This window comes from Streptomyces sp. NBC_01689, assembly GCF_036250675.1.
Lineage (GTDB): Bacteria > Actinomycetota > Actinomycetes > Streptomycetales > Streptomycetaceae > Streptomyces.
In genome coordinates this window covers 6,097,311-6,123,726 of record NZ_CP109592.1, presented here as the reverse complement: position 1 = coordinate 6,123,726, position 26,416 = coordinate 6,097,311, and the positions used below count along the sequence as shown (strand labels likewise).

At 73.2% G+C, this 26,416-nt stretch carries 23 protein-coding genes and 1 tRNA gene; 5 read left to right on the top strand and 19 right to left on the bottom strand.

Going from position 1 to position 26,416, the window contains the following annotated elements; genetic code table 11:
• Positions 1–15: 15 nt before the first annotated feature.
• Both OG776_RS26110 and OG776_RS26105 read right to left on the bottom strand, forming a co-directional pair.
• Entirely contained in the window at positions 16–1,206 is a 1,191-nt protein-coding gene (locus OG776_RS26110) for an SPFH domain-containing protein (RefSeq protein WP_329322614.1), read from the bottom strand.
• A 140-nt stretch (positions 1,207–1,346) separates the two neighbouring features.
• Positions 1,347–2,885 (bottom strand): peptidoglycan-binding protein, encoded by a 1,539-nt coding sequence (locus tag OG776_RS26105; protein WP_329322613.1) that lies wholly within the window; start codon positions 2,883–2,885, stop codon positions 1,347–1,349.
• Positions 2,886–3,069: 184 nt separating this feature from the next.
• On the opposite strand from OG776_RS26105, the gene OG776_RS26100 reads away from it, so the two are divergent.
• From OG776_RS26100 to OG776_RS26090, 3 genes are all read left to right on the top strand, one after another.
• A tRNA-Lys gene (locus tag OG776_RS26100) sits at positions 3,070–3,143 on the top strand.
• Positions 3,144–3,542: 399 nt separating this feature from the next.
• The gene (locus OG776_RS26095; protein WP_329322612.1) at positions 3,543–5,453 is read left to right on the top strand and encodes a glycosyltransferase family 2 protein; all 1,911 of its coding nucleotides are present in this window, start codon (positions 3,543–3,545) and stop codon (positions 5,451–5,453) included.
• A complete protein-coding gene (locus OG776_RS26090; protein ID WP_329322611.1) occupies positions 5,450–7,387 on the top strand; it encodes a galactose oxidase-like domain-containing protein in 1,938 nt (645 codons plus the stop codon). Before OG776_RS26095 ends, OG776_RS26090 begins: the two co-directional genes overlap by 4 nt.
• 92 nt (positions 7,388–7,479) lie before the next feature.
• Here OG776_RS26090 and OG776_RS26085 read toward each other — a convergent pair whose 3' ends face one another.
• From OG776_RS26085 to OG776_RS26025, 13 genes are all read right to left on the bottom strand, one after another.
• The gene (locus tag OG776_RS26085) at positions 7,480–8,496 is read right to left on the bottom strand and encodes a glycoside hydrolase family 6 protein (RefSeq protein WP_148009404.1); all 1,017 of its coding nucleotides are present in this window, start codon (positions 8,494–8,496) and stop codon (positions 7,480–7,482) included.
• 459 nt (positions 8,497–8,955) lie between these two features.
• Positions 8,956–9,621 (bottom strand): class F sortase, encoded by a 666-nt coding sequence (locus tag OG776_RS26080; protein WP_148008574.1) that lies wholly within the window; start codon positions 9,619–9,621, stop codon positions 8,956–8,958.
• 1 nt (position 9,622) lies between these two features.
• On the bottom strand, positions 9,623–10,246 hold the full coding sequence (locus OG776_RS26075) for a hypothetical protein (protein WP_148008575.1): 624 nt from the start codon (positions 10,244–10,246) through the stop codon (positions 9,623–9,625).
• A gap of 91 nt (positions 10,247–10,337) precedes the next feature.
• Positions 10,338–11,117, bottom strand: a complete 780-nt coding sequence (locus OG776_RS26070) for an HAD-IIA family hydrolase (RefSeq protein ID WP_148008576.1) — start codon at positions 11,115–11,117, stop codon at positions 10,338–10,340.
• Positions 11,118–11,296: 179 nt separating this feature from the next.
• Complete coding sequence (locus OG776_RS26065; RefSeq protein WP_329322610.1) at positions 11,297–12,379, bottom strand: 2-aminoethylphosphonate ABC transporter substrate-binding protein; 1,083 nt, start codon at positions 12,377–12,379, stop codon at positions 11,297–11,299.
• 56 nt (positions 12,380–12,435) lie between these two features.
• The gene (locus OG776_RS26060) at positions 12,436–13,233 is read right to left on the bottom strand and encodes an ABC transporter permease (RefSeq protein WP_148008578.1); all 798 of its coding nucleotides are present in this window, start codon (positions 13,231–13,233) and stop codon (positions 12,436–12,438) included.
• The gene (locus tag OG776_RS26055) at positions 13,220–14,092 is read right to left on the bottom strand and encodes a 2-aminoethylphosphonate ABC transporter permease subunit (RefSeq protein ID WP_148008579.1); all 873 of its coding nucleotides are present in this window, start codon (positions 14,090–14,092) and stop codon (positions 13,220–13,222) included. The genes OG776_RS26060 and OG776_RS26055 overlap by 14 nt, the downstream gene beginning before the upstream one ends.
• Complete coding sequence (locus OG776_RS26050) at positions 14,085–15,140, bottom strand: ABC transporter ATP-binding protein (RefSeq protein ID WP_329322609.1); 1,056 nt, start codon at positions 15,138–15,140, stop codon at positions 14,085–14,087. The genes OG776_RS26055 and OG776_RS26050 overlap by 8 nt, the downstream gene beginning before the upstream one ends.
• Entirely contained in the window at positions 15,137–15,847 is a 711-nt protein-coding gene (locus tag OG776_RS26045) for an HAD family hydrolase (RefSeq protein WP_329322608.1), read from the bottom strand. The genes OG776_RS26050 and OG776_RS26045 overlap by 4 nt, the downstream gene beginning before the upstream one ends.
• A gap of 5 nt (positions 15,848–15,852) precedes the next feature.
• On the bottom strand, positions 15,853–16,977 hold the full coding sequence (locus OG776_RS26040; protein WP_148008582.1) for a TIGR03364 family FAD-dependent oxidoreductase: 1,125 nt from the start codon (positions 16,975–16,977) through the stop codon (positions 15,853–15,855).
• Between the two features lie 142 nt (positions 16,978–17,119).
• A complete protein-coding gene (locus OG776_RS26035) occupies positions 17,120–17,878 on the bottom strand; it encodes a GntR family transcriptional regulator (RefSeq protein WP_148008583.1) in 759 nt (252 codons plus the stop codon).
• A 186-nt stretch (positions 17,879–18,064) separates the two neighbouring features.
• Positions 18,065–19,087, bottom strand: a complete 1,023-nt coding sequence (locus tag OG776_RS42455; protein ID WP_443077286.1) for a hypothetical protein — start codon at positions 19,085–19,087, stop codon at positions 18,065–18,067.
• A 371-nt stretch (positions 19,088–19,458) separates the two neighbouring features.
• Positions 19,459–20,808 (bottom strand): ROK family transcriptional regulator, encoded by a 1,350-nt coding sequence (locus OG776_RS26025; RefSeq protein ID WP_329322607.1) that lies wholly within the window; start codon positions 20,806–20,808, stop codon positions 19,459–19,461.
• A 47-nt stretch (positions 20,809–20,855) separates the two neighbouring features.
• On the opposite strand from OG776_RS26025, the gene OG776_RS26020 reads away from it, so the two are divergent.
• Positions 20,856–21,971, top strand: coding sequence for a Gfo/Idh/MocA family oxidoreductase (locus OG776_RS26020; protein ID WP_148008584.1), 1,116 nt, complete (start codon positions 20,856–20,858; stop codon positions 21,969–21,971).
• Entirely contained in the window at positions 21,968–22,432 is a 465-nt protein-coding gene (locus OG776_RS26015; RefSeq protein ID WP_148008585.1) for a heme-degrading domain-containing protein, read from the top strand. Before OG776_RS26020 ends, OG776_RS26015 begins: the two co-directional genes overlap by 4 nt.
• A gap of 167 nt (positions 22,433–22,599) precedes the next feature.
• Here OG776_RS26015 and OG776_RS26010 read toward each other — a convergent pair whose 3' ends face one another.
• From OG776_RS26010 to OG776_RS25995, 4 genes are all read right to left on the bottom strand, one after another.
• Positions 22,600–23,457 (bottom strand): fumarylacetoacetate hydrolase family protein, encoded by an 858-nt coding sequence (locus OG776_RS26010; RefSeq protein WP_148008586.1) that lies wholly within the window; start codon positions 23,455–23,457, stop codon positions 22,600–22,602.
• 199 nt (positions 23,458–23,656) lie between these two features.
• The gene (locus OG776_RS26005) at positions 23,657–24,370 is read right to left on the bottom strand and encodes a YidC/Oxa1 family membrane protein insertase (RefSeq protein ID WP_329323766.1); all 714 of its coding nucleotides are present in this window, start codon (positions 24,368–24,370) and stop codon (positions 23,657–23,659) included.
• 164 nt (positions 24,371–24,534) lie between these two features.
• Positions 24,535–24,894 (bottom strand): DUF6412 domain-containing protein, encoded by a 360-nt coding sequence (locus OG776_RS26000; protein WP_329322606.1) that lies wholly within the window; start codon positions 24,892–24,894, stop codon positions 24,535–24,537.
• Between the two features lie 276 nt (positions 24,895–25,170).
• On the bottom strand, positions 25,171–25,950 hold the full coding sequence (locus tag OG776_RS25995; protein WP_329322605.1) for a class E sortase: 780 nt from the start codon (positions 25,948–25,950) through the stop codon (positions 25,171–25,173).
• Positions 25,951–26,416: the final 466 nt, after the last annotated feature.

Sequence of the window (26,416 nt, the reverse complement as noted above, 5' to 3'; positions counted from 1 at the left end):
ACCAATCACACACGCTCACGAGGAGCCCTCCCCGCGCCCGGTGCAGAACGCCACCGTCAGGTCCTTCACCAGCGCCTTGCGTTCGTAGTCGTCGAGCTCGACCAGACCGCGCAGGGTCAGCCGGGTCACCGTGTCCTCGACGGAGTCGACGACCGAGTCGAGCACGGAGTCCCGGTGCCGGGCGTCCAGGGCGGCGATCCGGTGACGCTGCATCACGGCGGCGACCTCGGGCGCGTACTCGATCCGGGTCGGCTGCGCCGAGAACACCTCCAGACCGACCGGCGCCGCGTCCTCGGCGACCAGCGCGGTCAGCGCCTCGCCGACGGCATCGGTGTTGCGCAGGGTCACGTCCTTGACCACCGAGGGCGGCAGGTCCGCCGGCAACCGCGTGAGCACCCGTGACAGCGCCGCCTCCACGCACTCGCGCAGATACGTCTCATGGTCCTCGACCCCGAGCACGGCCCGTGCCGTGTCCTTGACCCGCCACACGACGAGCACCACCACCCGCAGCGCCACCCCGTTCGCGTCGACCACCGGCATCGGCTCGCTGCGCCAGTGGCGCAGCCGTACGTCGGCCCGGCGCCGCGTCGCCAGCGGGTTGATCCACATCAGGCCGGCGCGCCGCACCGTGCCGCGGTAGCCGCCGAAGAGACGGAGCACCCAGGCCCGTCCGGTCCGGCCGCGGGCCAGACCGCCGAAGCCGAGGAGACCGAGCGCGCCCGCTCCGGCGTACGCCCCCATCTGGGCGGGACCGAGCCCGGAACCCGCGTGTCCCGGCAGCCCGAACGCGTGCCCCGCAGCCGACGGCAGCGTCCCCGTCCACCAGGTGGTGAGGACGCAGCCGGCCACCCCGCAGACCCCGGCCAGCACACCCGCCGCCGCGGGCAGTACCCGCGCGGGCCGCTCCACCAGCGCCGGATCGACCTCCGGCACCGGGCGCGCGGACCGGCCCGAAGCGGGCCGGCGCGTCCGTGCCGGTTCGCGCTCCCCCTTTTCCGCCCGCGCCCGCAGCGGGACGGTGGTGTCCGGCGGCCGCTCCACGGCGTCGGGCGCGAGCGGCACCGGCAGCGCGTCCGCCTCGTCCCGGAAGAGCAGGTGGACCGGGATCTCGGTGGTCGCCTCGTTGTGGATGAGCCGGGCGGACCGGACGGTGCCGTGCTCCGGGCCCTCCTCGGGTTCCGGAGTGGGTGAAGTGGTCGACGTCATACCTGCCTCCATGCCTCCGCGCGTGGACGTGCGCTCACGGCCCGCGTCGGGACCGTGGGCCGTGATGCTCCGTCAGGGACCCCCGCGCCGGCCGGGCGGCCCGCGCCGCGCGCGGGTCCCGTGCGGTCGTGGTGAGCCGGTCACGAGAAGAGCCGCCGCCAGGTCTCCGGACCCGGAAAACCGTCCGCGGCCCCGCCCCGCCAGCCCTGCGCCCGCTGGAAGGCCTCGACCGCGCGCCGGTCCGACTCGCCCCAGTCCGGTCCGGGCCCGGTCGTGTAGAAGGCCCCGAAACCCCTCTTGACCAGCTGCCTTCCGAGCAGGGTGACGTACGCGTCGTGCGACCCGGGCAGGAACGTCCCGCGGCCCGGGAAGCCGGGGACCACGGCGGGCGGCGCGGCACTCGCCGCGCTCGTGACACTCACCGCCCTCACGGCACTCACGGCACTCACGGCTCCGGCTGTACTCGCCCTACCGGGGGCTCCAGCTGTGCTCGCGGTACTCGCCTTACCGGCGGCTCCGGCTGTACTCGCGGTACTCGCCTTACCGGCGGCACGCGCAGTTCTCGCCGTACCGGCGGTGCTCAGGGCACCGGCCGCACCGGCGGTACTCGCCGTACTCGCCGTACCGGCCGTGCTCGCGGTCCCCGCCGCGGGCGGGATGTCCTTGCCCTTCCCCTCCACCAGGTACGACCAGGTCAGCGGCCCCGGCAGCCCGTCGGCGCCCGCTCCCTTCCAGCCCTGGGCCAGCTGGAACGCCTGGGTGGCCCGCCGGTCCGCGTTCGTCCAGCGCGGCCCGGGGCCCGAGGTGTAGAAGCGGCGGCCGCCCCGCGCCACCAGCAGCCGGCCGAGCTGGGTGACGTACGCGTTGTTCGCGCCGGGGCCGAAGGCGGTCCGGCCCGGGTAGGGGGTCTTGGTACCCGGCACCGTGGGCTGCGCGCCGCCCGTGCCGTCGGCCAGCCCCTTGTGGCGGTAGGGCACATAGCGGGCCGAGTTGCTCCAGTACGCGTACGGAGTGGCCTGCCGGCGGGTGTTAGGGCGGGTCTGTTCGTAGGCGATGTAATACGTGTGCGTGTAGTCGGTCCAGCCGCCGAAAAGAACGACGTGCGAACCGTTCTGGGGGTCCGCCGGATTGTGGAAGAGGAGAATGTCGCCGGGCTCCAGCTGATCGCGGGAAATGCGTACGCCGAACGTGTCGAGACTGCCCGTCCATTCGTTCCCGGGAAGGTCCCAGGCCATCGAGACGTATCCGGAACAGTCCTGCCGGTATCCGTCCGACCAGTACGCGGACATGCTGTAGGGCACCTGCGCGGTGATCCATTTCTTCGCCCGGTTGATGATCGCCGCACGGGTGGTGGCGGGCGCCACGGCCCCGGTCCCCGGCTTCGCCGGGCCGCCGGCCGGACCGTGCAGCGGGGCCTCACCGCCCTGCGGCGTGTCGGGCTCGTCACCTGGAGGATCGCCCGGCCGGGCGGGTGCGTGCGCGGCGGCGACGGCGGGCACCGGCGGGAGCGCGACCAGGGCCGCGCCCGCCGCCGCCCCGATCGCGAGGGCCTTGCGCGCCGCCGTCCGGGCGGCCGGCCCCGGGAGCGCGGAAGGGGTCGGGAAACGCCGCACGCGCGCGCATCCGGGGCAATCGCAGTCACTCGCGGGATCGAATTCCTCGAATACCGGAGTCTCCATGCGTCGCCCCTCACCCTCCAGATAGAAATCTCCGCTTTTCTGCACACTCGTCAGTTTCTCAACTGTCGTCCGGTGTCGCATGTTGACGGTCCGAATGATGTACGGGGCCGCCCGTGGACGGAACGGGCCCCGCAGCGCGGTCGGGAGCACCCGTTCGGATCGGGTAGAGTTCTCGGGTCAGCAGGCGCCGCTAGCTCAGTTGGTTAGAGCAGCTGACTCTTAATCAGCGGGTCCGGGGTTCGAGTCCCTGGCGGCGCACCGACAGAAGGGCCCCCCGCCATCGGCGGGGGGCCCTTCGTCGTACGAAGACGCCACACTTTCGCACAGATATCCCGATTAGCTCGTATGACCGATTAACAGTGGGTTTCGCGCCTTGCGATCATGGCGGGCGCCATAGAACCCTGGGGCACAAGAGACTGCCGGTGCACGGCAGTTGGGGGATCGACCGGTTGCGTCCGTGGGGGTGGGGACCCCGTTCACGAACAGGTGCCCATGGGGCGCTGTGCGACCGGAGGGTCGCGTTTCCGCGGACTTCTTGAAGGGGACCGAGCGGTGACGCCGCCCACAGGCACGCGTCCGCGACGGTCCAGGGGGATCCGGCCGGGCGGAAGGAACCGACGAACACGCACCCGACCGTGCGTGTGGGGGGAATGACTCATGACGTCGACGCCGACAGGCGCCCGACAGGACTCCGACGCGTCCCGAGCGGCCCGGCCCAGGGTGCCGTCGCAACGGACCGGCGACCTCGACAGGATCACGAAGTCCCTGCCGAGATACGACTACGAGCACTACAGCAGGCTCGCGGGGCCGCTCACACGGCCCGATCCGGGCAGACCGTACAAGGTCCGGTACCGCTCCCTGCTGTCCCAGGAGCCGCACCGGGTACGGGCCGCCCTCATGCTGGGCGCCGCGCCGCTGCTCTCGCTCGTCCTGCTCGGCTGGCTGCTCCGGCCCGAGCACTGGACCCAACGCGACCACCCGGCACACGACTTCCTGCCGGCGCTCGACACCGTGATGCTCGTCTCGATCGGCCTGATCGAGCTCTTCCGGTGCATGAACGTGCTCTCGAACGCGCATGCCACGCTGGTCGCCCGCGACCCGGTCCCGGTGGTGCCCGAGACCGGCACCAGAGTGGCCTTCCTCACCTCCTTCGTGCCCGGCAAGGAGCCGCTCGCCATGGTGACGAAGACCCTGGAGGCCGCCGTCCGGCTGCGTCACCGGGGCCTGCTGCACGTCTGGCTCCTCGACGAGGGCGACGACCCCGACGTGAAGGAGGTCTGCCGGCGGCTGGGCGTGCACCACTTCTCCCGCAAGGGCGTCGCCCGGTGGAACCGGCCCACGGGACCGCACCGGGCGAGGACGAAACACGGCAACTACAACGCCTGGCTGGAGGCGCACGGCGACACCTACGACTTCTTCGCCTCCGTCGACACCGACCACGTGCCGTTGCCCAACTACCTGGAACGGATGCTCGGCTTCTTCCGCGACCCGGACGTCGGCTTCGTGATCGGCCCGCAGGTGTACGGCAACTACGACAACCCCATCACCAAGGCCGCGGAGTCCCAGCAGTTCCTCTTCCACGCGCTGATCCAGCGCGCCGGCAACCGCTACGGCGCCCCGATGTTCGTGGGCACCTCCAACGCCGTACGCATCAGCGCGCTGCGGCAGATCGGCGGACTGTACGACTCGATCACCGAGGACATGGCGACCGGATTCGAGATGCACCGCCACCGCAATCCGGCGACGGGACGCAAGTGGCGCTCGGTGTACACCCCGGACGTGCTCGCGGTCGGCGAGGGCCCGAACGCCTGGACGGACTTCTTCACCCAGCAGCTGCGCTGGTCGCGGGGCACCTACGAGACGATCCTCAAGCAGTACTGGAAGGGCTTCTACTCACTGCCGCCCGGCAAGCTCCTCAACTACACCATGATGATCATCTTCTATCCGATGTCGGCCCTCAACTGGATCCTCGCGGCCCTGAGTTGCACGCTCTTCCTCGGCCTGGGCGCCTCGGGCGTGAACATCGACCCGACGGTCTGGCTGATGCTGTACGGCAACGCCTCCGCGCTGCAGATCGGCCTGTACGTGTGGAACCGCCGGCACAACGTCTCCCCGCACGAACCCGAGGGCTCAGGCGGCGTCGCCGGCATGATCATGTCGGCGCTCTCCGCACCGGTCTACGCCCGCTCGCTGACCGACGCCGTGCTGCGCCGCAGGAGCGGGTTCGTGGTGACCCCCAAGGGCGATTCGGCGAGCCCGGACACGCTGTTCGGGACCTTCCGCATCCATCTGTCCTTCGTCGTGGTCTTCGCCGGATCGATCGTCGCCGGGCTCCTGCTCGGGCACGCCCACCCCGCGATGATCACCTGGGCCTGCCTCGCCCTGCTGATCACGGCCTCGCCGATCGCCGCCTGGCAGTGGACGCTGCGCCGGGCCCGACGCAGGCCCCCGGTCCCGCCCGTGGGGACCGCTCCCCCGCCCGTGCCGCCGTCCGGGCCGGGCCTGCCGGCCGCGTGGGCGGACGACGGCCGGACCCCGCGGGTCTCCCTCGGGGAGCGTGAGCGATGAGGGACGGTTCCCGTCGCCGCCGCGCCCGTCGTCTCGCGATCGGCGGGGTGGCGGTACTCGCCCTGACCGGCATGAACGGCCCGTGGGTCTACCGCTTCGGTACGGAGAGGTACCACCGGTACGCGATCGACAGGCCCGCGTACAAGGCCGAGAACGGCCACTGGGACATCGTCCGCTTCCCCAGGCGGTACCGCCTGAACACCATCCACGCGGCCCTGCTGCACACCGGCAAGGTCCTGCTGATCGCCGGGTCGGGCAACAACCAGGACAACTTCGACGCGAAGAAGTTCGACACGCGGCTCTGGGACCCGGTCAAGGGGACCGTCAGGACGATCCCGACGCCGGCCGACCTGTTCTGCACGGGCCACACCCAGCTCACCGACGGCAAGCTGCTGATCGCGGGCGGCACCAAGCGCTACGAGACCCTGGAAGGGGACGTGACCAAGGCCGGCGGACTGATGGTCGTCCACAACGAGAACCCCGACAGGCCGGTCACCCTGCCCGCGGGCACCCGGTTCACCGGCAGGGAGAACGGCAGGACGTTCGTCTCCAAGGACCCGGTACTCGTCCCGCGCGCGAAGAAGGTCTTCGACCGCTCGACCGGCGCGTTCCTGCGCAACGACCCGGGCCTGGGCCGTATCTACGTCGAGGCGCAGAAGAGCGGCCGGCGGTACCAGACGGGCAGCCAGGACAACTACCGGGTCCGGGGCCTGACGGGCGCGGACGCGCGCAACACGTACGGCATCGCCCAGAAACTCGCCCTGGACAAGAAGGACTTCCAGGGGATCCGGGACGCGTTCGAGTTCGATCCGGTGGCCGAGCGGTACATCAGGGTCGACCCCATGAACGAGGCCCGCTGGTACCCGACGCTGACCACGATGAGCGACGGGAAGATCCTCAGTCTCTCCGGCCTGGACGAGATCGGCCAGCTGGTCCCGGGCAAGAACGAGGTCTTCGACCCGCGGACGGGGAAGTGGGCCTACACCAAGGGCGTCCGCCGGTTCCCGACCTATCCGGCGATCAGCCTGATGCAGAACGGCAAGATGTTCTACTCGGGCTCGAACGCGGGCTACGGGCCGGACGACGTGGGCCGCACCCCCGGCATCTGGGACGTGGCGACGAACCGGTTCACCGCACTGCCCGGCCTGAGCGACCCCACCCTGATGGAGACCTCCGGCACGGTGCTGCTGCCGCCCGCCCAGGACGAGCGGTACCTGGTGATCGGCGGCGGCGGGGTCGGCGAGTCGAAGCTCTCCAGCAGGAAGACCCGGCTGATCGACCTGAAGGCCGGGAACCCCCGGTTCACCGACGGCCCCGAGCTGGAGAAGGGCACCCGCTATCCGCAGTCCTCGATCCTGCCCGACGACACGGTCCTGGTGTCCGGCGGCTCCGAGGACTACCGGGGGCGCGGCGCCTCCGACATCCTCCAGGCGCGGATCTACCACCCCCGCACCCGCACCTTCGACCGGGTCGCCGATCCCCTGGTGGGCCGCGACTACCACTCGGGCTCGATCCTGCTGCCCGACGGACGCGTGATGTTCTTCGGCTCCAACCCGCTCTACGCGGACAAGGCCGACACCGAACCCGGCACCTTCGAGCAGCGCATCGAGATCTACACACCGCCGTACCTCCACCACGGCGCGCGGCCCGGCCTGTCCGGCGGCCCGAAGACCGTGGCGCGCGGCGGCTCGGCGACCTTCGCCTCGCCGGACGCCTCGTCCGTGCGGGCGGCCCGGCTGATCCGGCCGAGCGCGTCGACCCATGTCACCGACGTCGACCAGCGCTCCATCGCGCTGGACTTCAGGACGACGGCGAGGGGGATCACGGTGACCGTGCCCGGGAACCGGAATCTGGTGCAGTCCGGCTGGTACATGCTCTTCGTGACGGACGCCCGGGGAACGCCGTCCGAGGCCCGGTGGATCAGGGTCCCCTGAGCCACCCCGGCCCGCCCGCACGACCGGGGGCGCCCTCCGCGCGACGGCGGAGGGTGCCCCCGGTCAGGTGTTCCGCCGCCGGCCGCGGGCCTTCACCGCGAGGCCTTCGCGAGCGCGAGCGCGTACGCGGGCCACCAGTCGCCCGCCTTCGGGCCGCCCTTGCAGGTGCCGTCCGACTCGCCGGGCCGCTTCACCCACAGATAGGCGTCGACGAGCGGATCGGCGGTCCTCGTCGTCGGGCTCTCGCCCAGCGCGCGTCCCGGTGGGTTGCACCAGTTCTCGTCGGGCCGGCCGGCCGTGTAGGGACCGTTGCCGTTGCGGCTGGTGTCGACGACGAAGTGCTTGCCGCCGACCTTCTCCGACAGCCGCTTGCCGTACGCGACGGAGTCCCGGGTCGAGTAGAAGTTGGAGACGTTCACCGCGAAGCCGTCGGCCAGGCCGACGCCCGCCCGTTCGAGCGGCCGGAAGATCTGGTCGGGGCGGCCCCAGCCCGCGTTGCCCGCGTCCAGGTACACCTTCGTGCCCGGCAGGGACTTGAGCCTGGTCACGGCCTCCCTCAGGAGGGAGTAACGCTCCTCCCGCGGCCCGGCCGGAGTGCACCGGTCGACCAGGTGCAGGACCGCGTCCGGCTCCAGGATCACCGTGACGCGACGGTCGCCGATCCCCCGGGCGACCCCGTCGATCCACGCCCGGTAGGCGGCGCCGTCGGCGGCGCCGCCCCGCGAGAACCGGCCGCAGTCGCGGTGCGGGATGTTGTAGAGGACCAGCACGGCGGCCCGGCCGGCCCGTTGGGCGGCCCGGGTGAGGCCGCGCGCCTCCCGCTCCGGGTCCCGCGGCCCGATCCACTCCCCGGTCGGCCGCCCGGCGATCTTGCGGATCTGCTCGGCGTCGTCCTTCCTGCCCGCCCTGGCGTACGCGGCGGCCTGCTCGGCCGCGTTGCCCGCCGGGTTGACCCAGAACGGGGCGGAACCGCCGGCCCGCGTGGTCCCGGCGCCCGCACCGTCGCCCCGCTGCCGGCCGCCCCCCGCGTCGGAACATCCCGTCAGCAGCAGGAGCGCCCCCGTCACCGCCATGGACGCCCGCACCCGGGCCCCCTTGCCGCCGTACATCCAACTCCCCCTCGGCTGCACCGCATCGAGGGTCAATCGTGGCATGAACGCCCCCTCCCCCACGAAATCCCCCGAACCCTGTCGGAGAGCTGTTACAGGCCCGCGGGTGACGGGCGGGCGCCGCTCGGCCCGGCCCGGCCCGCACCGCGCCCCGGGCCGCCGACCGGTGTCCGACGTCCGGTGTCCGGCAGCCCCTAGGCCGGGAAGCCCTTCCGCTCTAGAGTTGCCTCGACCGCTCCCGGCCCCTCGCCTCTCGCGCCGCGCCGGTCGTCCGGATCACCGAGCTCCGACCCGTGGCGCGGACCGTCCGGAACGGTCGCAGACCTCCCGCGCTGTCGCCGGGTTACTCCCGCAGCCCGTGCGCGCACGGTCGAGGACCGGTCCGGTCGGTGGCCCCGGGGGGAGCAGGCCGCCGGCCGGGCCAGGTGTGCGCGACCCCGTAGGGAGTCCGCCCCGCCCTCAGAAGCCCTTGCCGGTGAGGTACGCGGACACGACCACGTTCGCGGTGTACGTACGGCGGGTCCGGTCGAAGGTGCCTCCGCAGGTGACGAGTCTCAGCTCGGCCCGCCCCGACTGCCGCGGCCCGTAGGCCTGCCGGGCGTCGAAGTGGTCGCGCGGGAGGACCGCGACGTCGTCGACGGTGAACTCGGCGACCGTCCCGTCGTCGCGCATCACCCGGACCGTCTGGCCCGGCCGCATCGCGCTGAGCTTGTAGAAGACCGCGGGCCGGGTCTCGGTGTCGACGTGTCCCACGAACAGCGCGGTGCCGGCCGACCCCGGCTGCACTCCCGCGGCGTACCAGCCGACCACGCCCGGCTGTTCGTAGGGTGGCGGGTCGATGGCGCCCTGGGTGTCGAGCCCGCGGGCGACGACCGGTGCACGGATCCCCATCGAGGGGATGTCGACCCGTTGCGGCCGTGCGTCGCCGAGCGGCTTCAGCGGGGGAGGCATCCGCACCTCCGGCGGCCGTCCCACCGCCGCGATGTCTCCGGTGGTCGGGGCCGACATCCCGAGCCGTACGTCGGTCACCTCTCTGCCCCACAGCCACAGCCCGAGCAGCAGCAGCGCCCAGGCGACGCCCGTCAGCAGTCGCCCCACACCCGGGGAACGTTCCCTGTCCGGCATGTCACTCGGAGGTGTCTCGGCCCCGGCGGGCGCTGCGCAGCGCCACGGCCACCGCGGCGACGCCCGCGAGGACGAGGCCGATCACCGCCTGCCGGGCCCCGGGACCGGTCGCCCGCGCGTCGACGGCGACCGCGGGTCCCCCGCTCCCGTCGGCGTCGGCGGTGCCGCCGCCGCCCGCGTGCACCGGTGCGACGGGTGAGGCGGGGACCGGGAGCGACGCGGGGGCGGAGAGCGTGGAGAGCGGTTCCGCCTGCCCGGTGACGGTCACCGTGCCCGTGACCTGCCGTCGGCCCTGACCGCCCTCGCAGCCGACCGTGACGTCGTAGGTGCCGGGCGACAGCGAGGTACGGACCCGGGTCTCGCCGGTGAGCACCCCGCCCGAACCGGTGAGCCGCGCGTCCGAGACGAACGCGGTGGACGCGGCCGTACCCGTGCTTCCCGTGCAGCCCTCCGCCCGCAGCCGGATGTCGCTGCCGGGCGCGGGGGCCGCGGGTGTCACCGACACGGCCGTGGCGTCACTCCGGGCGGCGGCCGCGTACCCGGCGGGGGCGGCCGCGTACGCGGTGGGAGTCAGCGCGGCAGCGGTCACGGCACCGGCGCAGAGAGTGAGTTTCCATGAACCCATCGTGAACCTCCAGATATCTGGAGACTCCCCCCGTGGGCTCTACGACGCATCCGCTGACGCCCGCGACTGCTCCGGACGGGTCATGAATGGTTTAGATCCGGTCTACGAGGTCCGCGATCGAGTCGACGATCCTGGAGGGCCGGAACGGGTACTTCTCGATCTCCTCACGCGTGGTGAGACCGGTCAGCACCAGATAGGTCTCCATCCCGGCCTCCAGCCCGGCCAGGACGTCGGTGTCCATGCGGTCGCCGATCATCGCGCTGGTCTCGGAGTGCGCGCCGATGGCGTTCAGACCGGTCCGCATCATCAGCGGGTTCGGCTTGCCCGCGAAGTACGGCTGTTTCCCGGTCGCCTTGGTGATCAGCGCGGCGACGGCGCCGGTGGCGGGCAGCGGGCCCTCGGTGGACGGGCCGGTCTCGTCGGGGTTGGTCGCGATGAACCGGGCGCCGCCCTCGATCAGCCGGACCGCCTTGGTCATGGCCTCGAAGGAGTAGGTACGGGTCTCGCCGAGGACCACGTAGTCCGGTTCGTGGTCGGTCAGTACGTAACCGATGTCGTGCAGCGCGGTGGTCAGGCCCGCCTCGCCGATGACGTAGGCGGTGCCGCCGGGCCGCTGGTCGTCCAGGAACTTGGCGGTGGCCAGGGCGGAGGTCCAGATGTTCTCGACCGGGACGTCCAGGCCCATGCGGCGCAGCCGCGCGTGCAGGTCACGGGCGGTGTAGATGGAGTTGTTGGTGAGCACCAGGAACGGCTTCCCGGACTCCCGCAGCCTTTTGACGAAGGCGTCGGCGCCGGGGATCGGCACACCCTCGTGGATGAGCACACCGTCCATGTCGGTGAGCCACGACTCGATGGGCTTGCGCTCTGACATCTGCTGGGTCTCCTGCCGTCCTGGCGTTCGCACGCACTGGCTCCGGGGGCGCCGGAACGACGCTGTGCCGACGCCCCCAGCGTAGTCAGAGCGGTACGGTCGCGGTCCGGTCAGGCGGGGCCCACCGCCACACCGTCGATCACCCGGTAGCGCTCGTGCCCGGCGGTGCGGCTGCCGATTCAGCTGCCGGTGGCGGACTTCCAGTCCTCGACGTACGTGGTGAGGTTCTTGTCGATGTCCGCCCAGTCGGGCTCGAAGACCTCGACGCCGTCCATGAGCTTGGTCAGCGCGATGGCGTTGGCGTCGGTGGCCTTGACGTCGGAGCGCGCGGAGAAGCCGCCGCCGATCTCGCTGACCTGCTGCTGGGCCTTGGCGGACAGCATGAAGTCGAGGAGCTTCCTGCCGTTCTCGGTGTGCGGGGCCTTGGTGACGAGACCGGCGGCGTACGGGAGCGTGAAGGTGCTTGGCCTGCCGGCGGCGTCGGTGGCCTTGTCGGTGGCCCGCGGGAACCAGAGGCCGAGGTTCGGCATGTCCTTGGACTGCGCGTAGTTCATCTGGACGTCGCCGTTGGCGACCAGCAGTTCGCCCTTGTCGACCTTGGGGGCGAGCTTGCCGGTGGAGGCGGACGGGCCGACGTTGTTGGCCTGGAGCTTCTTCAGGTAGGCGAGTGCGGCGTCCTTGCCGCCGAAGTCGTGGATCGCCTTGATGAGCACGGCGGTTCCGTCGCCGGCGACACCGGGGGTGGAGTACTGGAGCTTGTTCCTGTACGTGGCGCCGAGCAGTTCGTCCCAGGTGGTGGGCGCCTGCTTCAGCTCCTTCTTGTTGTAGACGAAGCCGAAGTAGTTGTTGACGACGGAGGTCCAGGTGCCGTCGGAAGCCTTGTCGGCGCCGTCGACCTGGCCGGAGTCCTTCGGGGCGTACTTCTGCAGCAGCCCCTTGCCGTCGGCCTGCTGGATGAACGGAGGGAGGGTGACGAGGACGTCGGCCTGGGGGTTGCTCTTCTCGCGCACGGCGCGCTGGACCATCTCGCCCGAGCCGCCCTCCACGTACTCGACCTTGATGCCGGTCTGCTTCTCGAAGTCCTTGAAGACCTGGTCGTACCAGCCGTCGCCGTTCTCGCCCTTGAGACCGTCCGCGCTGTAGACGGTGACGGTCTTGGCCTCCGAGGCGGCGGAGTCGCCGCCGCAGGCGGTGAGGGTGGAGGCGAGGGCGAGGGCGCCGAGGACGGCGGCGAGCGAGGTGAGGCGGATGTCTCTGGGCATGGCGAGGTGAACTCCTTGCGTGGTGGGGTCGATCGGTGACGAGGCGGACCGGCCGGTCAGCGGTAGGTGGCCCGGGTGCGGATGCGGGAGACGGCGAACAGGACGAGCAGGGTCGCGGTCATGAGGACCACGGCGAGCGCGGAACCGGTGAAGAGGGCACCGCGGTCCGTGGCGGCGTAGATCTGGACGGGAAGCGGTGTCCAGTCCGGCGGGTAGAGCATCATGGTGGCGCTCAACTCGCCCATGGACAGGGCGAAGCAGAGGCCCGCCGCGGCGGTCAGCGAGGGCAGCAGCAGCGGCAGCCGCACCCGCCACAGCACGTAGGAGGGGCGGGCGCCGAGCGAGGCGGCGGCCTGCTCGTACGCGGGGTCGAGGCGCACGATCGCGGCCGAGACCGACTGGTGGGCGAAGGCCGTGACGAGGACGGCGTGCGCGAGGACGACGATCCACCGGGTGCCGTTGAGGAGCACCGGCGGCCGGGAGAAGGCGACGAGGACCGCCAGGCCGACGACGACCGAGGGCACGGCCACCGGCAGCATGAACAGCGCGTCGAGGACGCGCGCGCCCCGTCGCCTGAGGGCGTGCGCGGCGAGCGCCGCCCAGGTGCCGACGACCAGCGCGAGGACGCTCGCGGTGAGTGCCGTGACCAGGCTGGTGGTCAGGGCCTGGAGCGACTCGCCGCGGGTGGCCGCCGCGTAGTGGCCGGTCGTGAAGCCGGACGGGAGGACGCTCGACCAGTTGGTGGCGAAGGAGGCCGCCAGCACGACGAGGAGCGGCAGCGCGAACAGGGGCAGGAAGAGCAGGAAGAACACGGCCCAGACGGCCCACTTCCCCTTGCGGCTATGCACCAGCACGACGGCTCACCACCCGGTACAGGCCGTAGAGGCCCACGGAGATCAGGACGTCGACGACGGCGACGACACAGGCTCCCGGGTAGTCGGACTCCAGGATCGCCTTGCTGTAGACGAGCATCGGCAGGGTCGTGACCCCCTTCGCCCCGGTGAACAGGACGATCCCGAACTCGTTGAGGCACAGCACCAGGACGAGGCTGCCGCCGGCCGCGAGCGCGGGCAGCGCCTCGGGCAGGATCACCTGCCGGACGATCCGCGCGGGCCGCGCCCCCAGTGAGGACGCCACCTCCAGCTGGGCGGTCTCGATCCCCGAGAACGCGGCGAGCAGCGGCCGCATCACGAACGGGGTGAAGTACGTGATCTCGGCGAGCAGCACGCCCCACGGAGTGGTGAGGAACTGGAACGGTCCCTCGGCGGCTCCGGTCGCGTCCGTCCACAGTCCGTTGGCGACGCCCACGCTGCCGTACAGGAACAGCAGGGCGAGGGTGATGAGGAAGGACGGGAAGGACAGGAAGACGTCGATGAACCGGGCGACGGCCTTCCCGCCGGGGAACGGCACGAACGCGATGACCAGGGCGAGCAGGAACCCGAGGACGAGGCACCCCACCGTCGAGCCGGCCGCCAGCCACACGGTGGTGCCGAGCGCCTCGCGGAAGGCGGTGGAGGCGAACACGTCGCCGTACGCCTGTGCCGAGGTGCCGCCCGTGTCCGGGTGGAAGGACTGCTGGACGACGAGGGCGAGGGGGTAGAGGAAGACCAGACCGAGGACGGCGACGGGCGGCAGGGCCCACACCCACGGCGGTATCCGGCGGCGGGCCCCGGTGGACGCCGTCGCGGGGGCGGTGGCCGCGGCGCTAGCCATCCGCGGTCACCCCCGCCGACAGCAGTACGGCGTCGTCGGGGGCGAAGTGCAGGGTCACCGGGTCGCCGTGGACGGGCGGTTCGCGCAGATCGCGGAGGTCCGCCATGACCCGGTGGCCCTCGACGTCGACGTACAGCCGGTGGGTGGATCCCCGCCACTGCACCTCGCCGACGGTTCCGGCGAGCTGGTTGGGGCCGGGGCCGAGGCCGACGAGGTGGGGGCGTACGCACAGGGTCGCGAGGGCGCCGGGCGCGGCATCCGCGGTGTCGACCTTCAGCTCGGTCCCGGCGAGGGAGACGGTGCCGGCTCCGACGGTCACGGGCAGCAGATTGGCGTTGCCCACGAAGGACGCCGTGAACTCGGTGCGCGGCGTCCGGTACAGCTCCCGCGGTGTCCCGCAGTCCCGCAGCCGCGCCCTGTCCATGACCGCGATCCGGTCGGCCAGGGTGAGCGCCTCGACCTGGTCGTGGGTGACGTACAGGATCGACACGTCCGGCAACTCGCGGTGCAGGCGAGCGAGTTCGGCGAGCATTCCGGAGCGCAGCTGCGCGTCGAGGGCGGACAGCGGTTCGTCGAGGAGCAGGACGCCGGGCCGGATGGCGAGGGCCCGCGCGATGGCGACGCGCTGCTGCTGTCCGCCGGACAGCTCCCGGGGGTGGCGCCGGGCGTAGGCGGCCATCCCGGTCATCTCCAGTGCCTCGGCGACCCGCCCGCGGATCTCGCTCCTGGCGACCTTCCGCGCCCTGAGCCCGAAGGCGACGTTCTCCTCGACGCGCAGGTGCGGGAAGAGCGCGTACTGCTGGACCACCACGCCGATGCCCCGCCGGTGGGGCGGGAGGTCGGTCACGTCCCGGTCGCCGATGAACACCCGCCCCGAGGCGGGCCGCACGAAGCCGGCGACGGCCCGCAGCGCGGTGGTCTTCCCGGATCCGGAGGGGCCGAGCAGCGCCATGACCTCGCCGGGTCCGACGGTCAGGTCGAGGCCGTCGAGGACCGTGGTGCCGTCGTAGACGACGGACACCCGGTCGAAGCGGACGCCGCTGGTCATCGCCCGGTCCCGTCGGGCCGGCCGGATCCGGTGAGCAGGGCGGGCAGTTCGGCCACCGAGCCGAGGACGTGTCCGGCCCCGGCGGCGCACAGCGCCGGGGCGTCGTGCGCCCCGGTCAGCACGCCGGCGACCAGGCCGGCCCCGGCGCGGACGCCGCTGAGCATGTCGTAGGAGGTGTCGCCCACGACGGCGGTCTGCTGGACCCCGTCGGCCGCCCCGGTGCGCAGGAAGGCCTCCAGGACCATGTCGGGGTACGGGCGGCCCCGGCCTCCCGCGTCCGCCGGGCACAGGGTGAGCGGTACCAGGTCCCGCCAGCCCAGGGAGTCGAGGATCGCGTCCTGGGTGACGCGGGCGAACCCGGTGCTCAGCACGACGGTCCGGCCGGACCCGGTGAGCTCCTCGATCGCCTCGCGCGCTCCGGCGACGGGCGCGATGTGCCCGGCGTCGACCAGTTCCCCGTAGGCCTTCTCGAAGGCGCTGTTGGCCCGCTGGGCGAGGGGTTCCTCGCCGAACAGATGCCGGAAGACGGAGATCTTGGACTCGCCCATCGTGGCGCGGACGTAGTCCAGCTTCTCCGCGTGGTCCGCGGATCCGGGCTCGACGCCCAGTTCTCCGGCGGCGGCCGCGAAGGCCCGCTCCACCAGGCCGCCGTCGGCGACGGTGGTGCCGGCCATGTCGAGAACGACGAGCCGTATGTCCGTGGTCATTTCTCTCACCATCCCAGGTGGTCGGCGGTGGTCTCGGCGATCGCCGGTGAACAGGTCATTCCGCGCCCGCCGGGCCCGGTGACCAGCCACACCCCGTCCCGTACGCGCTGCCGGTGCACGACCCGGCCGGTGTCGGTGCACTGCGCGTACACCCCGGCCCAGCGGCGCCGGATCTTCGGCAGCGGGCGTCCGAGGAAGGACTCGACGACCTCGGTGAGGTGGTCGTAGGGGTCTTCGAGGGTGTCGAAGGCGAAGGGGTGCTCGTACTCGTGGGTGTCGCCGATGGTCAGGCCGCCGTCCGCGCGCTGCACCATGAGCAGCTGCATCCGGTGCTCGGCGGCGGTCGGGGCCTGCGGCTGGAGCGAGTTGAGCTCGTCGAGGGCGGGGCCGCGGTAGGCGGGGTAGTACCGGAAGCTGTCGGCGTCGGCGACGGAGGTCGTGAGCGGCTCGCCGAGGGGGTCGGTCTGCATCATCTGCAACCGGACGCGCCGTACGGGCAGTTCGGGTCCCGCCAGCTCGCGCACCAGGCCGCCGAGCCAGGCGCCGGTGCACAGCACGACGACGTCGCCGGTGTGCACGTCCCCGTGGTCGTCGCGCACGGCGTGCTCGCCGACCACGTCGCGTACCTCGCGTCCCGGCAGGAAGGTGTAGGCCGGGGAGCGCGACAGCGCCTCGCGCAGGGCGAGCTGGGCGGTGCGCGGCTCGACGGCGGCGTCGCGCTCGCAGTACAGGGCGGCGTCGAACGCCCCGCGCAGGGCCGGGTTCACCGCGCGCGCCTCGTCGGGCGTGAACAGCTTGTAGCCGCGGGCGGCCGCGTCCGTACGGGCCAGGGCGGTCTCGGCGACGGCGAGTTCGCGCTCCCCTCGCAGGGGGGTCAGCGATCCGTTGGCCCGGAAGCCGAGGCCGGGCACGCGCGCCCCGATCGACTCCCACAGTTCTCGCGCCCGCAGCGCGGTGTCGAGTTCCTCTCCTCCGGCGCGACCGCTCACCCAGATCTGCCCGAAATTGCGCAGCGAGGCCCCGCGGGCTTCCGCCTCGCGCTCGATCTGTACGACCTCGTGGCCGCGCTCCACTGCGTGCCAGGCATGCAGGGTGCCCACCACTCCGGCTCCGACAACTATCACTCTCACGGCGGCAACGCTCCTCGGCACGGGGTAATCGGAAGGGTCCGGACTGCAACCAGATGGTGAACTGCCCATCACCTTTGGGCTAGACCCGTTATCATCTCGTTATAAAAAGAGCGGGCCGGAGCCCGCCCTGACACGGCCCGGATCATCCCCCCAGATGGGCCGTGAAGGAGAAGCGGTCCCCCCGGTACAGCGTCCGCACCCGCTCCAGCGGCCGCCTCCGCGTGTCCCGCGAGACACGGTGGATCAGCAGCATCGGCAGCGCGGGGGGCGTACCGATGAGCAGTGCCTCGCGCGGGGTGGCCAGCACCGTCTCGATCCGCTCGTCCGCGTCGCCGAACGCGATCCCGAGCCGCTCGCGGAGGTACGCGTAGAAGGACGAGTCCGGCGTGAAGTCGCGGTCGAGGTCGGGTACGCGCGCCACGGCGACGTAGGTGCTCTCCAGCCCGACCCGCTCGTCGTCCGCGAGCAGCACCCGCTCCATGTGCCAGACGGGCTCGCCGCGGGTGAGCCCGGCCTCGGCGGCCAGCGTCTCGGAGCAGGGGAAACGGTCGAGGCTGATCAGCGTACGGCCGGGGGTGCGCCCCTGCCGCCGGACACCCTCGGTGTAGCTCGCGAGGGAGAGCGGCTGTTCGAGTTTCGGCCCCGCGACGACCGTCCCGCGTCCCTGCCTCCGCAGCTTCCCTTCGAGCAGCAGCTCGCGCAGTGCCTGGCGCACGGTCTCGCGGGCGACCTCGTACTGCTCGGCGAGATCCCGCTCGGTCGGCAGGAGTCCGCCCTCGCCCAGCTCCTCGATCAGCAGGGCGATGTGCGCCTTCACCGCGTAGTACTTGGGGATGCGGCCGTGCTCCGGGATGCCGGAGCGGACGGGGGCGCCGGGGGCCTGGTCGTTCGGGTAGTCCACGGGTGGGATGGTCGCAGACGCGACGCGCGGGCGCGCCCGCGGGAGGGTCCGGCCGCGTCCGGAGAGGGTCGGCGGGACCGGTGTCGGCGAGCTCGTCCGCGGCCGAAGCGGTCCGACGGGCCGGCGGACGCGGTCGGCGGCGTCCCGGGTCGGCCGCGTCCGAACCGGCCGCGCGGGCGGGGGCCGTCAGTGGCGTCCGGACCGGGAGCGGCGGGCCACCACGAACAGGGCGAGACCGGTCGCGAACAGACCGATCACGCCTGCCACGCCGAACCCGCGCGGGCCGCCTGGGCCGGTGTCGGCGAGCTCGTCCGCGGCCGAGACGCCGTCCGTCCCCCCGTCGCTGTCCGTCCCCACGTAGCCGTCCGTGCCTCCGCCCGTACCCCCGTCGCCCCCACCACCGCCGTCCACCCCGCCGGTACCGGCGCCGGAACCGCCCCCGTCGGCACCGGTTCCGGCATCGGTACGGGCCTCACCGGTCCCGGCGCTCTCGCCGCCGCGGTCGGAGCCGGTACCGCCGTCCCGCCCGCCGTCCCCACCACCGCCGTCCCCACCACCGGTCGCGCCGTCACCGCTGTCGGTGCCGCCGTCGTCGGTGCGTCCCTGATTCTCCGCGGTCCCGGGGATGTCGGCGGCCGCGCCCTCGATCCGGAACCGGTAGTCGTTCGACTCCCCGACCCAGTCCCCGTCGTCACCGTGCCGCTGGACGGCCGCCGCCTTGACGACGACGTCGTTCGGCACCGCGTCCGAGGTCACGGACAGCCGCACCTTCACCGTGACCGTCCGGCCGGGCCCGACCGTGAACCCCGGGAACCCGTCGTCGAACGCCCCCACGTTCTCGGCCCGGTCACTCCTCTCGAACACCACCGGGTGCGGCTTGCCGCCCTCGTAGAACTCCATCCGCGCCTGCTTCGGCCGCAGCGCCCGCTTGCCGTCCACCAGCACGACGACCGGGTGGAGGTCGCCGCAGGCCCGCGCCGTGGTGTTGGTCAGGTCGATGTACCAGGTCCCGAAGCCGCCGCCCGCCTTCAGGGTGCCGGGCCCGCCGTGGATCCGGGTCGTGACGGGGAAGGCGCCGGGGTCGGCGGCGGCGCAGGCGGGACGGGGTCCCGCGAGGGCGGTGAGCGCGTGGGCCGGGACGGGCCCGAGGGCGAGGACGAGACCCAGGGCGGGCGCGGCGCCGAGAGCGAACGGGAGGAGGTCCGGCACGGGCGGAAGGAACGGGCGCGGTCGCATGGGAGGCCTTAGCCGATCGAGGACGGGAGGGACCAGGAGCGTCAGGCGGAGACGGGCAACGGCACGGGAGACCGTCCCACTCCGGTCCGCCGCCACCGCGCCGACACACCGGCCCGTGGCCCCGGACGGCCCCGGGAATCCCCTCGAACGGCGTACCGGGAAGCGCCCCCCGCGGACCTCTCGAACAGCGGACCGCGAAGCGCCCCTCACAGCCCCCTCGAACAGCGGACCGCGAAGCGCCCCCGCGGACCTCCTGTCCCGCCGACCCGTGCCGCCCCCGCCTCGGCCTCGGCCCAGCCCTTCAAGCCGTCAAGCCCCTCACCGCCCCAAGGTCCTCGAACCCCTCAGTCCTCTCCCCGCCCGAACAGCGGGGCCAGCAGCAGTTGCGCCGCGCCCTCCGCCACCCCGCGCGCTCCGCCGGGGGCGACCCGCACCGGGACCGTGTCCGTGCCCTCCCGCCGGGCCCGCTCCCCCAGCACGGCGCCGACGCCCCGTACGAACGCCTCCTGATGGGCCGCGACCGTACGGCCGCCGAGCAGCACCACGTCGATGTCCAGCAGTCCGACCAGGTTCGCGGCCCCCGCGCCCAGCACCCGGGCCGCCTCGTCCACCGCGCCGCGTCCCACCGCGGCGAGGCACAGGGCCTCCACGCACCCACGGTTCCCGCAGTCGCACGGAGGCCCGTCCAGCTGGATGACCTGATGCCCGAACTCCCCGGCCCCGGTCCGGGCGCCCCGGTGCACCGCGCCGCCGAACACGAGTCCGGCCCCGAGCCCGGTGCCGAGGTGCAGATAGGCGAACGCCTCCTCACCCGTGCGGGCACCCCCGCCGTCCCTGCCGCCGCCCGAGCCCCCGTCGCCACCGTCCCGGCCCCGGTCGTGGTCGTGGTCGTCACCGTGCCTCCCGGCACGACCGCCGCCCCCGTGATGTCCGCCGCCGTGACCGTCATGGCCGCCGCCCACGCCGGGACCTCGCCCGTCGCCGTGCGCGCTGTCGCGCCCGGCCCCCGGCCCCCGGCCCGGCGCGCATCCGCCCACCGCCAGCCCCAGCGCCGCCGCATTGGTGTCCTTGTCCACCACCACCGGCACTCCGAGCCGCCCGGCGAGGGCGTCCCGCAGCGGGAAGCCGTCCCACTCCGGGAACCCCGTGACCCGGTGCAGCACCCCCCGTGCGTGGTCGAGCGGGCCGGGCAGCGCGACCCCCACCCCCAGGACGGACACCTCCGCGCCCTCGATCAACGCCTCGACCTCCCGCGCCGCGCCCTCGACGACGGCCGCCGCCCCGGCGCCCAGACCGAGCGGCGCCCTCCGCTCGGCGACCACCGTGCCCGCGAGATCGCAGAGCACCGCCGTCAGCTCGTCCCGGTCGAGGTGGAGCCCGACCGCGTGCCCCGCCTCGGGGACCAGCCGCAGCACCGTACGCCGCTTGCCGCCCGTCGAGGCCAGATGTCCCGCCTCCGCCGCCAGCCCGTCGGCCCGCAGCCGGGCGGTGATCTTGCTGACGGCCTGGGGGGTCAGGCCGGTGCGCCCGGCGAGTTCCAGACGGCTGATGCCCGTCGTCCCGGCCGTGCGCAGCAGATCGAGCACGAGCGCCCCGTTGTGACTGCGCAGGGCGAGGAGATTCGCCCCCGCCCCCTCCGGCCGCCCCGGCAGGCTCACTCCCGACTCCCCGCTGCTCCTGTTCACGTACGCCATTGTCCCCCGCGCTTGCACTTTGGCAACAGCGTTGCGAAAGTGGAGCCATGACAGGAAGCACGACTGACACAGGTCCTGAAGCAGGTTCCGCCCAAGGCGCCCCCCTCCGCGTGGCCCTCATCGGCTACGGGCTCGCGGGCTCCGTCTTCCACGCCCCGCTGATCGCCGCGACCGAGGGCCTGGCCCTGGACACGATCGTCACCTCGAACCCGGAGCGGCAGGAGCAGGCCCGCGCCGAGTTCCCGCGGGTGCGCTTCGCCGCCACCCCGGACGACCTCTGGGCCCGCGCCGACGAGCTGGACCTGGTCGTCATCGCCTCTCCCAACAAGACCCACGTCCCGCTCGCGACCGCCGCCCTGAAGGCCGGCCTCCCGGTCGTCGTCGACAAGCCGCTCGCCGGCACGGCGGCCGAGGCCCGGGAGCTCGCGGCCCTCGCCGACGAGCGCGGCCTGCTCCTCTCGGTCTTCCAGAACCGCCGCTGGGACAACGACTTCCTGACCGTGCGCAAGCTGCTCGCCGAGGGCGAGCTCGGCGACGTCATGCGCTTCGAGTCCCGTTTCGAGCGCTGGCGTCCGCAGCCCAAGGGCGGCTGGCGCGAGTCCGGCGACCCGGCAGAGATCGGAGGTCTTCTCTACGACCTCGGCAGCCACGTCGTCGACCAGGCGCTCGTCCTCTTCGGCCCCGCCGCCTCCGTGTACGCCGAGGCGGACGTCCGTCGCCCCGGGGCCGCTGCGGACGACGACACCTTCATCGCGATCACGCACACCAGCGGCGTCCGCTCCCACCTGTACGTCTCCGCGACCACCGCGCAGCTCGGCCCGCGCTTCCGCGTCCTCGGCTCGCGAGCCGGTTACGTCAAGTACGGCCTCGACCCGCAGGAGGCGACGCTGCGTGAGGGCGGGCGTCCCGGCACGAGCGCCGAGTGGGGTGTCGAGCCCGAGTCCCTGTGGGGCCGCGTGGGTGCCGGCGAGTCCCCGCTCACCGGGGGCGGCCGGCCCGAGCCCACGCTCCCGGGCGCCTACCCCGCGTACTACGCCGCGGTGGCCGCGGCCCTGCGCGACGGCGGGCCGAACCCCGTCACCGCGCTGGAGGCGGCGGCCGCGCTCGACGTGCTGGAGGCGGCCCGCCGCTCCGCCCGCGAGAACACGGTGGTGGCCCTGTGAGCGCCCCGGACATCGCCGAACTGGAGGAGCAGGAGCGCCGGTTGGTGCTCCCCCGGTTCACCCACGACGACGCGTGGGCGCTGGGCACGCTGCTCGTCGAGCTCGCCCGTGAGCGCGGCGCGCCCGTCGCCGTGGACATCAGGCGGGGCGGCCAGCAGCTCTTCCACGCGGCGCTGCCCGGCTCCACACCGGACAACGACGCCTGGATCGACCGCAAGCGGCGCGTCGTCGAGCGCTACGGCTGCTCCTCGCTCCTGGTCGGCACCCGGTTCCGCGCCAAGGGCACGACCTTCGAGGAGTCCTCCCGCCTCGACCCGGACACGTACGCGGCCCACGGCGGCGCGTTCCCGGTCGCGGTCGAGGGCGCGGGCGTGATCGGCACCGTGGTGGTCTCGGGCCTGCCCCAACTGGACGACCACGCCATGGTGGTGGAAGCCCTGACCCACTTCCTGACCCCCTGAGCCCCGCAGGGGCCGGGCTACGCCCCGGCCCCTGGAAGCCCCGCCGTGCCAGGGGCGCCGGGAACTGCGCGACCAGCCCCCACCCACCCGCACCCACAGCCGAACCCGGACCACCACACCCCCCGAGGGGCCAGGGCGCAGCCCGGCCCCCCAGCCCCGTGAGGAACCTACGCCGCGCCGAAGACCTGCCGCTGCCGCCCCAACCCCGCGATCTCCAGCTCGACGACATCCCCCGCCCGCAGATACGGCTTCGGCTCCGGCTGCCCCAGTGCCACCCCCGCCGGCGTGCCGGTGTTGATGACGTCACCCGGGTACAGGGTCATGAACTGACTGACGTAGCGCACCACTTCGGCGACCGAGAAGATCTGCTCGGCCGTCGTGCCGTCCTGCTTGAGCTCGCCGTTGACCCACAGCCTCAGCGCCAGGTCCTGCGGGTCCGGGACCTCGTCCGCGGTCACCAGCCAGGGTCCCAGCGGGTTGAACGTCTCGCAGTTCTTGCCCTTGTCCCAGGTGCCCCCGCGCTCGATCTGGAACTCGCGCTCGGAGACGTCGTGCGCGACCGCGTACCCGGCGACGTGCGCGAGCGCCTCCTCGTGGGACGACAGATAGCGGGCGGTACGTCCGATCACCACCGCCAGCTCGACCTCCCAGTCGGTCTTGACCGACCCGCGCGGCACGAGCACGGTGTCGTGCGGCCCGACCACGGTGTCCGCCGCCTTGAAGAAGATCACCGGCTCGGCGGGCGGCTCGGCCCCGGTCTCCCGGGCGTGGTCGTGGTAGTTCAGGCCGATGCAGACGACCTTGCCGATACGGGCGAGCGGCGGCCCGACCCGCAGCCCCGCCGCGTTCAGCGCGGGCAGCTCCCCGGACTCGGCGGCCGAACGGACGCGGCCGAGCGCCGCGTCGTCGGCGAGCAGCGCCCCGTCGATGTCCGAAACGACACCCGACAGGTCCCGGAGGGTTCCCCCGGCGTCGAGCAGCGCGGGCCGCTCCGATCCCGCCGTACCGACTCGCAGCAGCTTCATGATCACAATCTCCCTCGATCGCGGGCAGCCGCCGATGGGTGCAGCCATCGGAGGACTGGTCGATCCTCCAAGCTGGACGTCCACTCCGCAAGACCCAGTTCACGGACTGGACCCCGCCGCCCGCCCCGCCGCCCCGGCCGGACGGCGCCACCCCGCCCCCGCCGGACGGCGCTCCACGGCGCCGTCCGGCGGGCGCCCCTCAGGGGTACAGCACCGCCCGTTCCACCGCGCTCCACGTCGTACTGGTCACCACGTACAGCGCGGCGGCCAGCGGCACCAACGCCACGGTGAGGAGCGTCAGATAGGACAGGAACGGCATGACCGCGCCGGCCGCGGCGAGGCCGGGGACCTGCTCCTCCCCACCGGTCTCCGGCACCCCGGCGGCCGCCGTCGCCCGCCTGGCGCGCCGGTGGTTGAAGGCCGCGACCGCTGCGGTCACCGCGAACAGGCCGAGATAGACCAGCCCTTGGGACCCGAACACCCCGCCGTCCCCGAGCGCGTCCGCGTACCGGTGACCGAGGGGGGCGCCGAACAGCCGGTGGTCCAGCAGTCCGTCGGGGCCGCCGCCGATCGCCGAGCCGGAGAACAGGTGGTACAGGAGCACGAAGGCGGGAATCTGCAGCAGTCCGGGAAGGCAGCCGGCCAGCGGTGACACCTTCTCCCGCGCGTGCAGTTCCAGCAGTTCCTTCTGGTACCTCTCCGGGTCGCCGCCGTGCTTCTCGCGCAGCTCGGCGACCCGCGGGCGCAGCGCCGCCCGTGCCCGCTGCCCCCGCGCCGAAGCCCGCGACAGGGGGTGCACGAGCAGCCGTACGAGCAGGGTGATCAGAACGATCGCGGCGGCGGCCGCGGAGGCGTGGAACAGCGGCTGCAGCAGATCGGTGAGCCGCTCGACCGCCGTCGCGCAGGCGGACATGAGCGCGGACACGGGTGTGGACAGGAGCGTGGACATGGGTGAGCCCTCCGAGGGTCTCGTCGTGCCGGAAGCGGGGCGGATTCGGCATGACGACCCGCGCGGGCCACGTCGGCCGTACGGGAGGTACGGGGACGTACAGGGTGTACGGAGGTGAGTGCCGTGGCCTACGCGGTGGTCGCCGGGAGGGCGCGCCCCGGTGCCCGCGGTCGCCTGCGGCCCGCCGCGTCGGGATCGCGCTGCGGCAGGAAGGCCGTCCGGTGCTCGCGGTCGCGCAGCGCCGTACGGATTCTGGTGCGCGGGACCACGGGGGCGCAGCGCGCTGCGAGGACGGCGCAGACCGCGAGGGCGGAGCCGGCCGCCGTGGTGGCGGCGAGGGCGACGACGACCGCGGCCGGGAGACCGCCGGAGGCAAGCGGCACGGCCTCGGCGAGGAAGAGGAACAGGAGCAGGACGGGAACGAGCGGCAGGGGAGGGCGGGTCGGCGCGACGGCGAGGCGGCGCACGGTCGTCCGGCGACGGATCATCGGCCCCTCCCCCTTCCCGCCCGCATCCTCGGCTCCCGTCCGGTCACCCCGTCCATGTCCCGGTCGGGTCCGGGGTCCGGCACCCTTTCGACGTCCGGGAGGGGCCCGATGGTTCCGCGGGCGGGACATTCGTTCACCGCACGAACCGCGTCCGGCGCCGCGGCCCGTTCCGGTGCGTGACCGGCGCCTGAGCGGCGCAGGAGGGGCGCCGGGACAGCCGCGCCGACCGGCCCGGCCCGTTCCGGACCAGGGACCCCGCCTGCGAGGCCCCGGGCCTCAACGGGGCTTCATGGACCGCAGCTTCCCCCACACCACCAGGCGGTACGTGGAGGTGTACTCGGGGGTGCAGGTGGTGAGGGTGATGTAGTACCCCGGCTCGGTGTAGCCGTACGCCGGCCGGACGGTACTGCGCGGCACCGGACCGATGACCCCTCCGTCCCGCGCGGAGGTCCGCGGCAGTGTCCTGTCGACCACGTACGTGAAGACGGCGGCGGCCGTCTCGACGCGGACGGTGTCGCCGGGCCGCAGTCGGTTGATGTACCGGAACGGCTCTCCGTGCGTGTTCCGGTGTCCGGCGAGCGCGAAGTTCCCCGCCTGGCCCGGCTGCTGGGTCCCCTTGTAGTGACCGGCGTACCCCTTGTCGAGGACGTCCCGCTTGCCGACGCCCTCGGCGACGGGGACGCGCAGGCCGAGGCGGGGCACGGAGAGGACGGCGTACGCCTGGGACCGGCGCGGCACGGCGGCGACGGACCCGGTGGCCCCGGACCCCCGCTCCCGTGCCGGGGACGGGGGTTTCCCGTCCCCGCCTCCGGCCGCCGTGCCCTCGGAGGGACCGGCCGGCCCCGGCGCCCCCGGTGCTCCCCATTCCCCTTCCAGCGCCCGCACCTCGCGCGCCGCGTCGTGCCGGGCCTGCCGGTTGGTCCACCACACCTGGTGCACGACGAGGAGCAGCAGGACGACACCGACGGTGACGAGGAGTTCGCCGCAGCTCCACAGGACGCGTCTGCGCAGGGCACGCCGGCGCAGGGTGCCGTGCCCCACCACGGGAACCCGCACGCGCGTCCCTCCTCCGCCCGGCCCATGTCCCCCGGTCCGGTCCCGGGGCCCGCACCATAAGGCGTGCCCCCGCAAGTCACCAGCCCCGTACGCCTCCGGCCTCGCCACCGCGACACCCGGCACCGACCCCGGGCGTCACGTACGGCACATGAGCCGGCGGGCGTACCTCACCGAAGGGGCCCGCTCGGTCCTCACCGAAGGGGCCCGCTCGGTCCTCACCGGCCCCGAACGCGTCGCCCCTTGGGCGCCCCGGCACCTCCCCGGCGCCCGCGGTCGCGCGGGGTGGGGCGACGGGCGCGGCCGTCCGAGCCGGGCACGCCGTCCTGACACCGGAGCCGATCTCCGGGGCCGGTCTCCGGAGCCCGTCCCCGGAGCCGGTCTCCAGGGCGGGTATCGGCCGCCCGCGCCCACCCCGTGGCCAGCGGATCTCTCCATTTCGTAAGGCGACGGCAGTACGGTGTCCCCC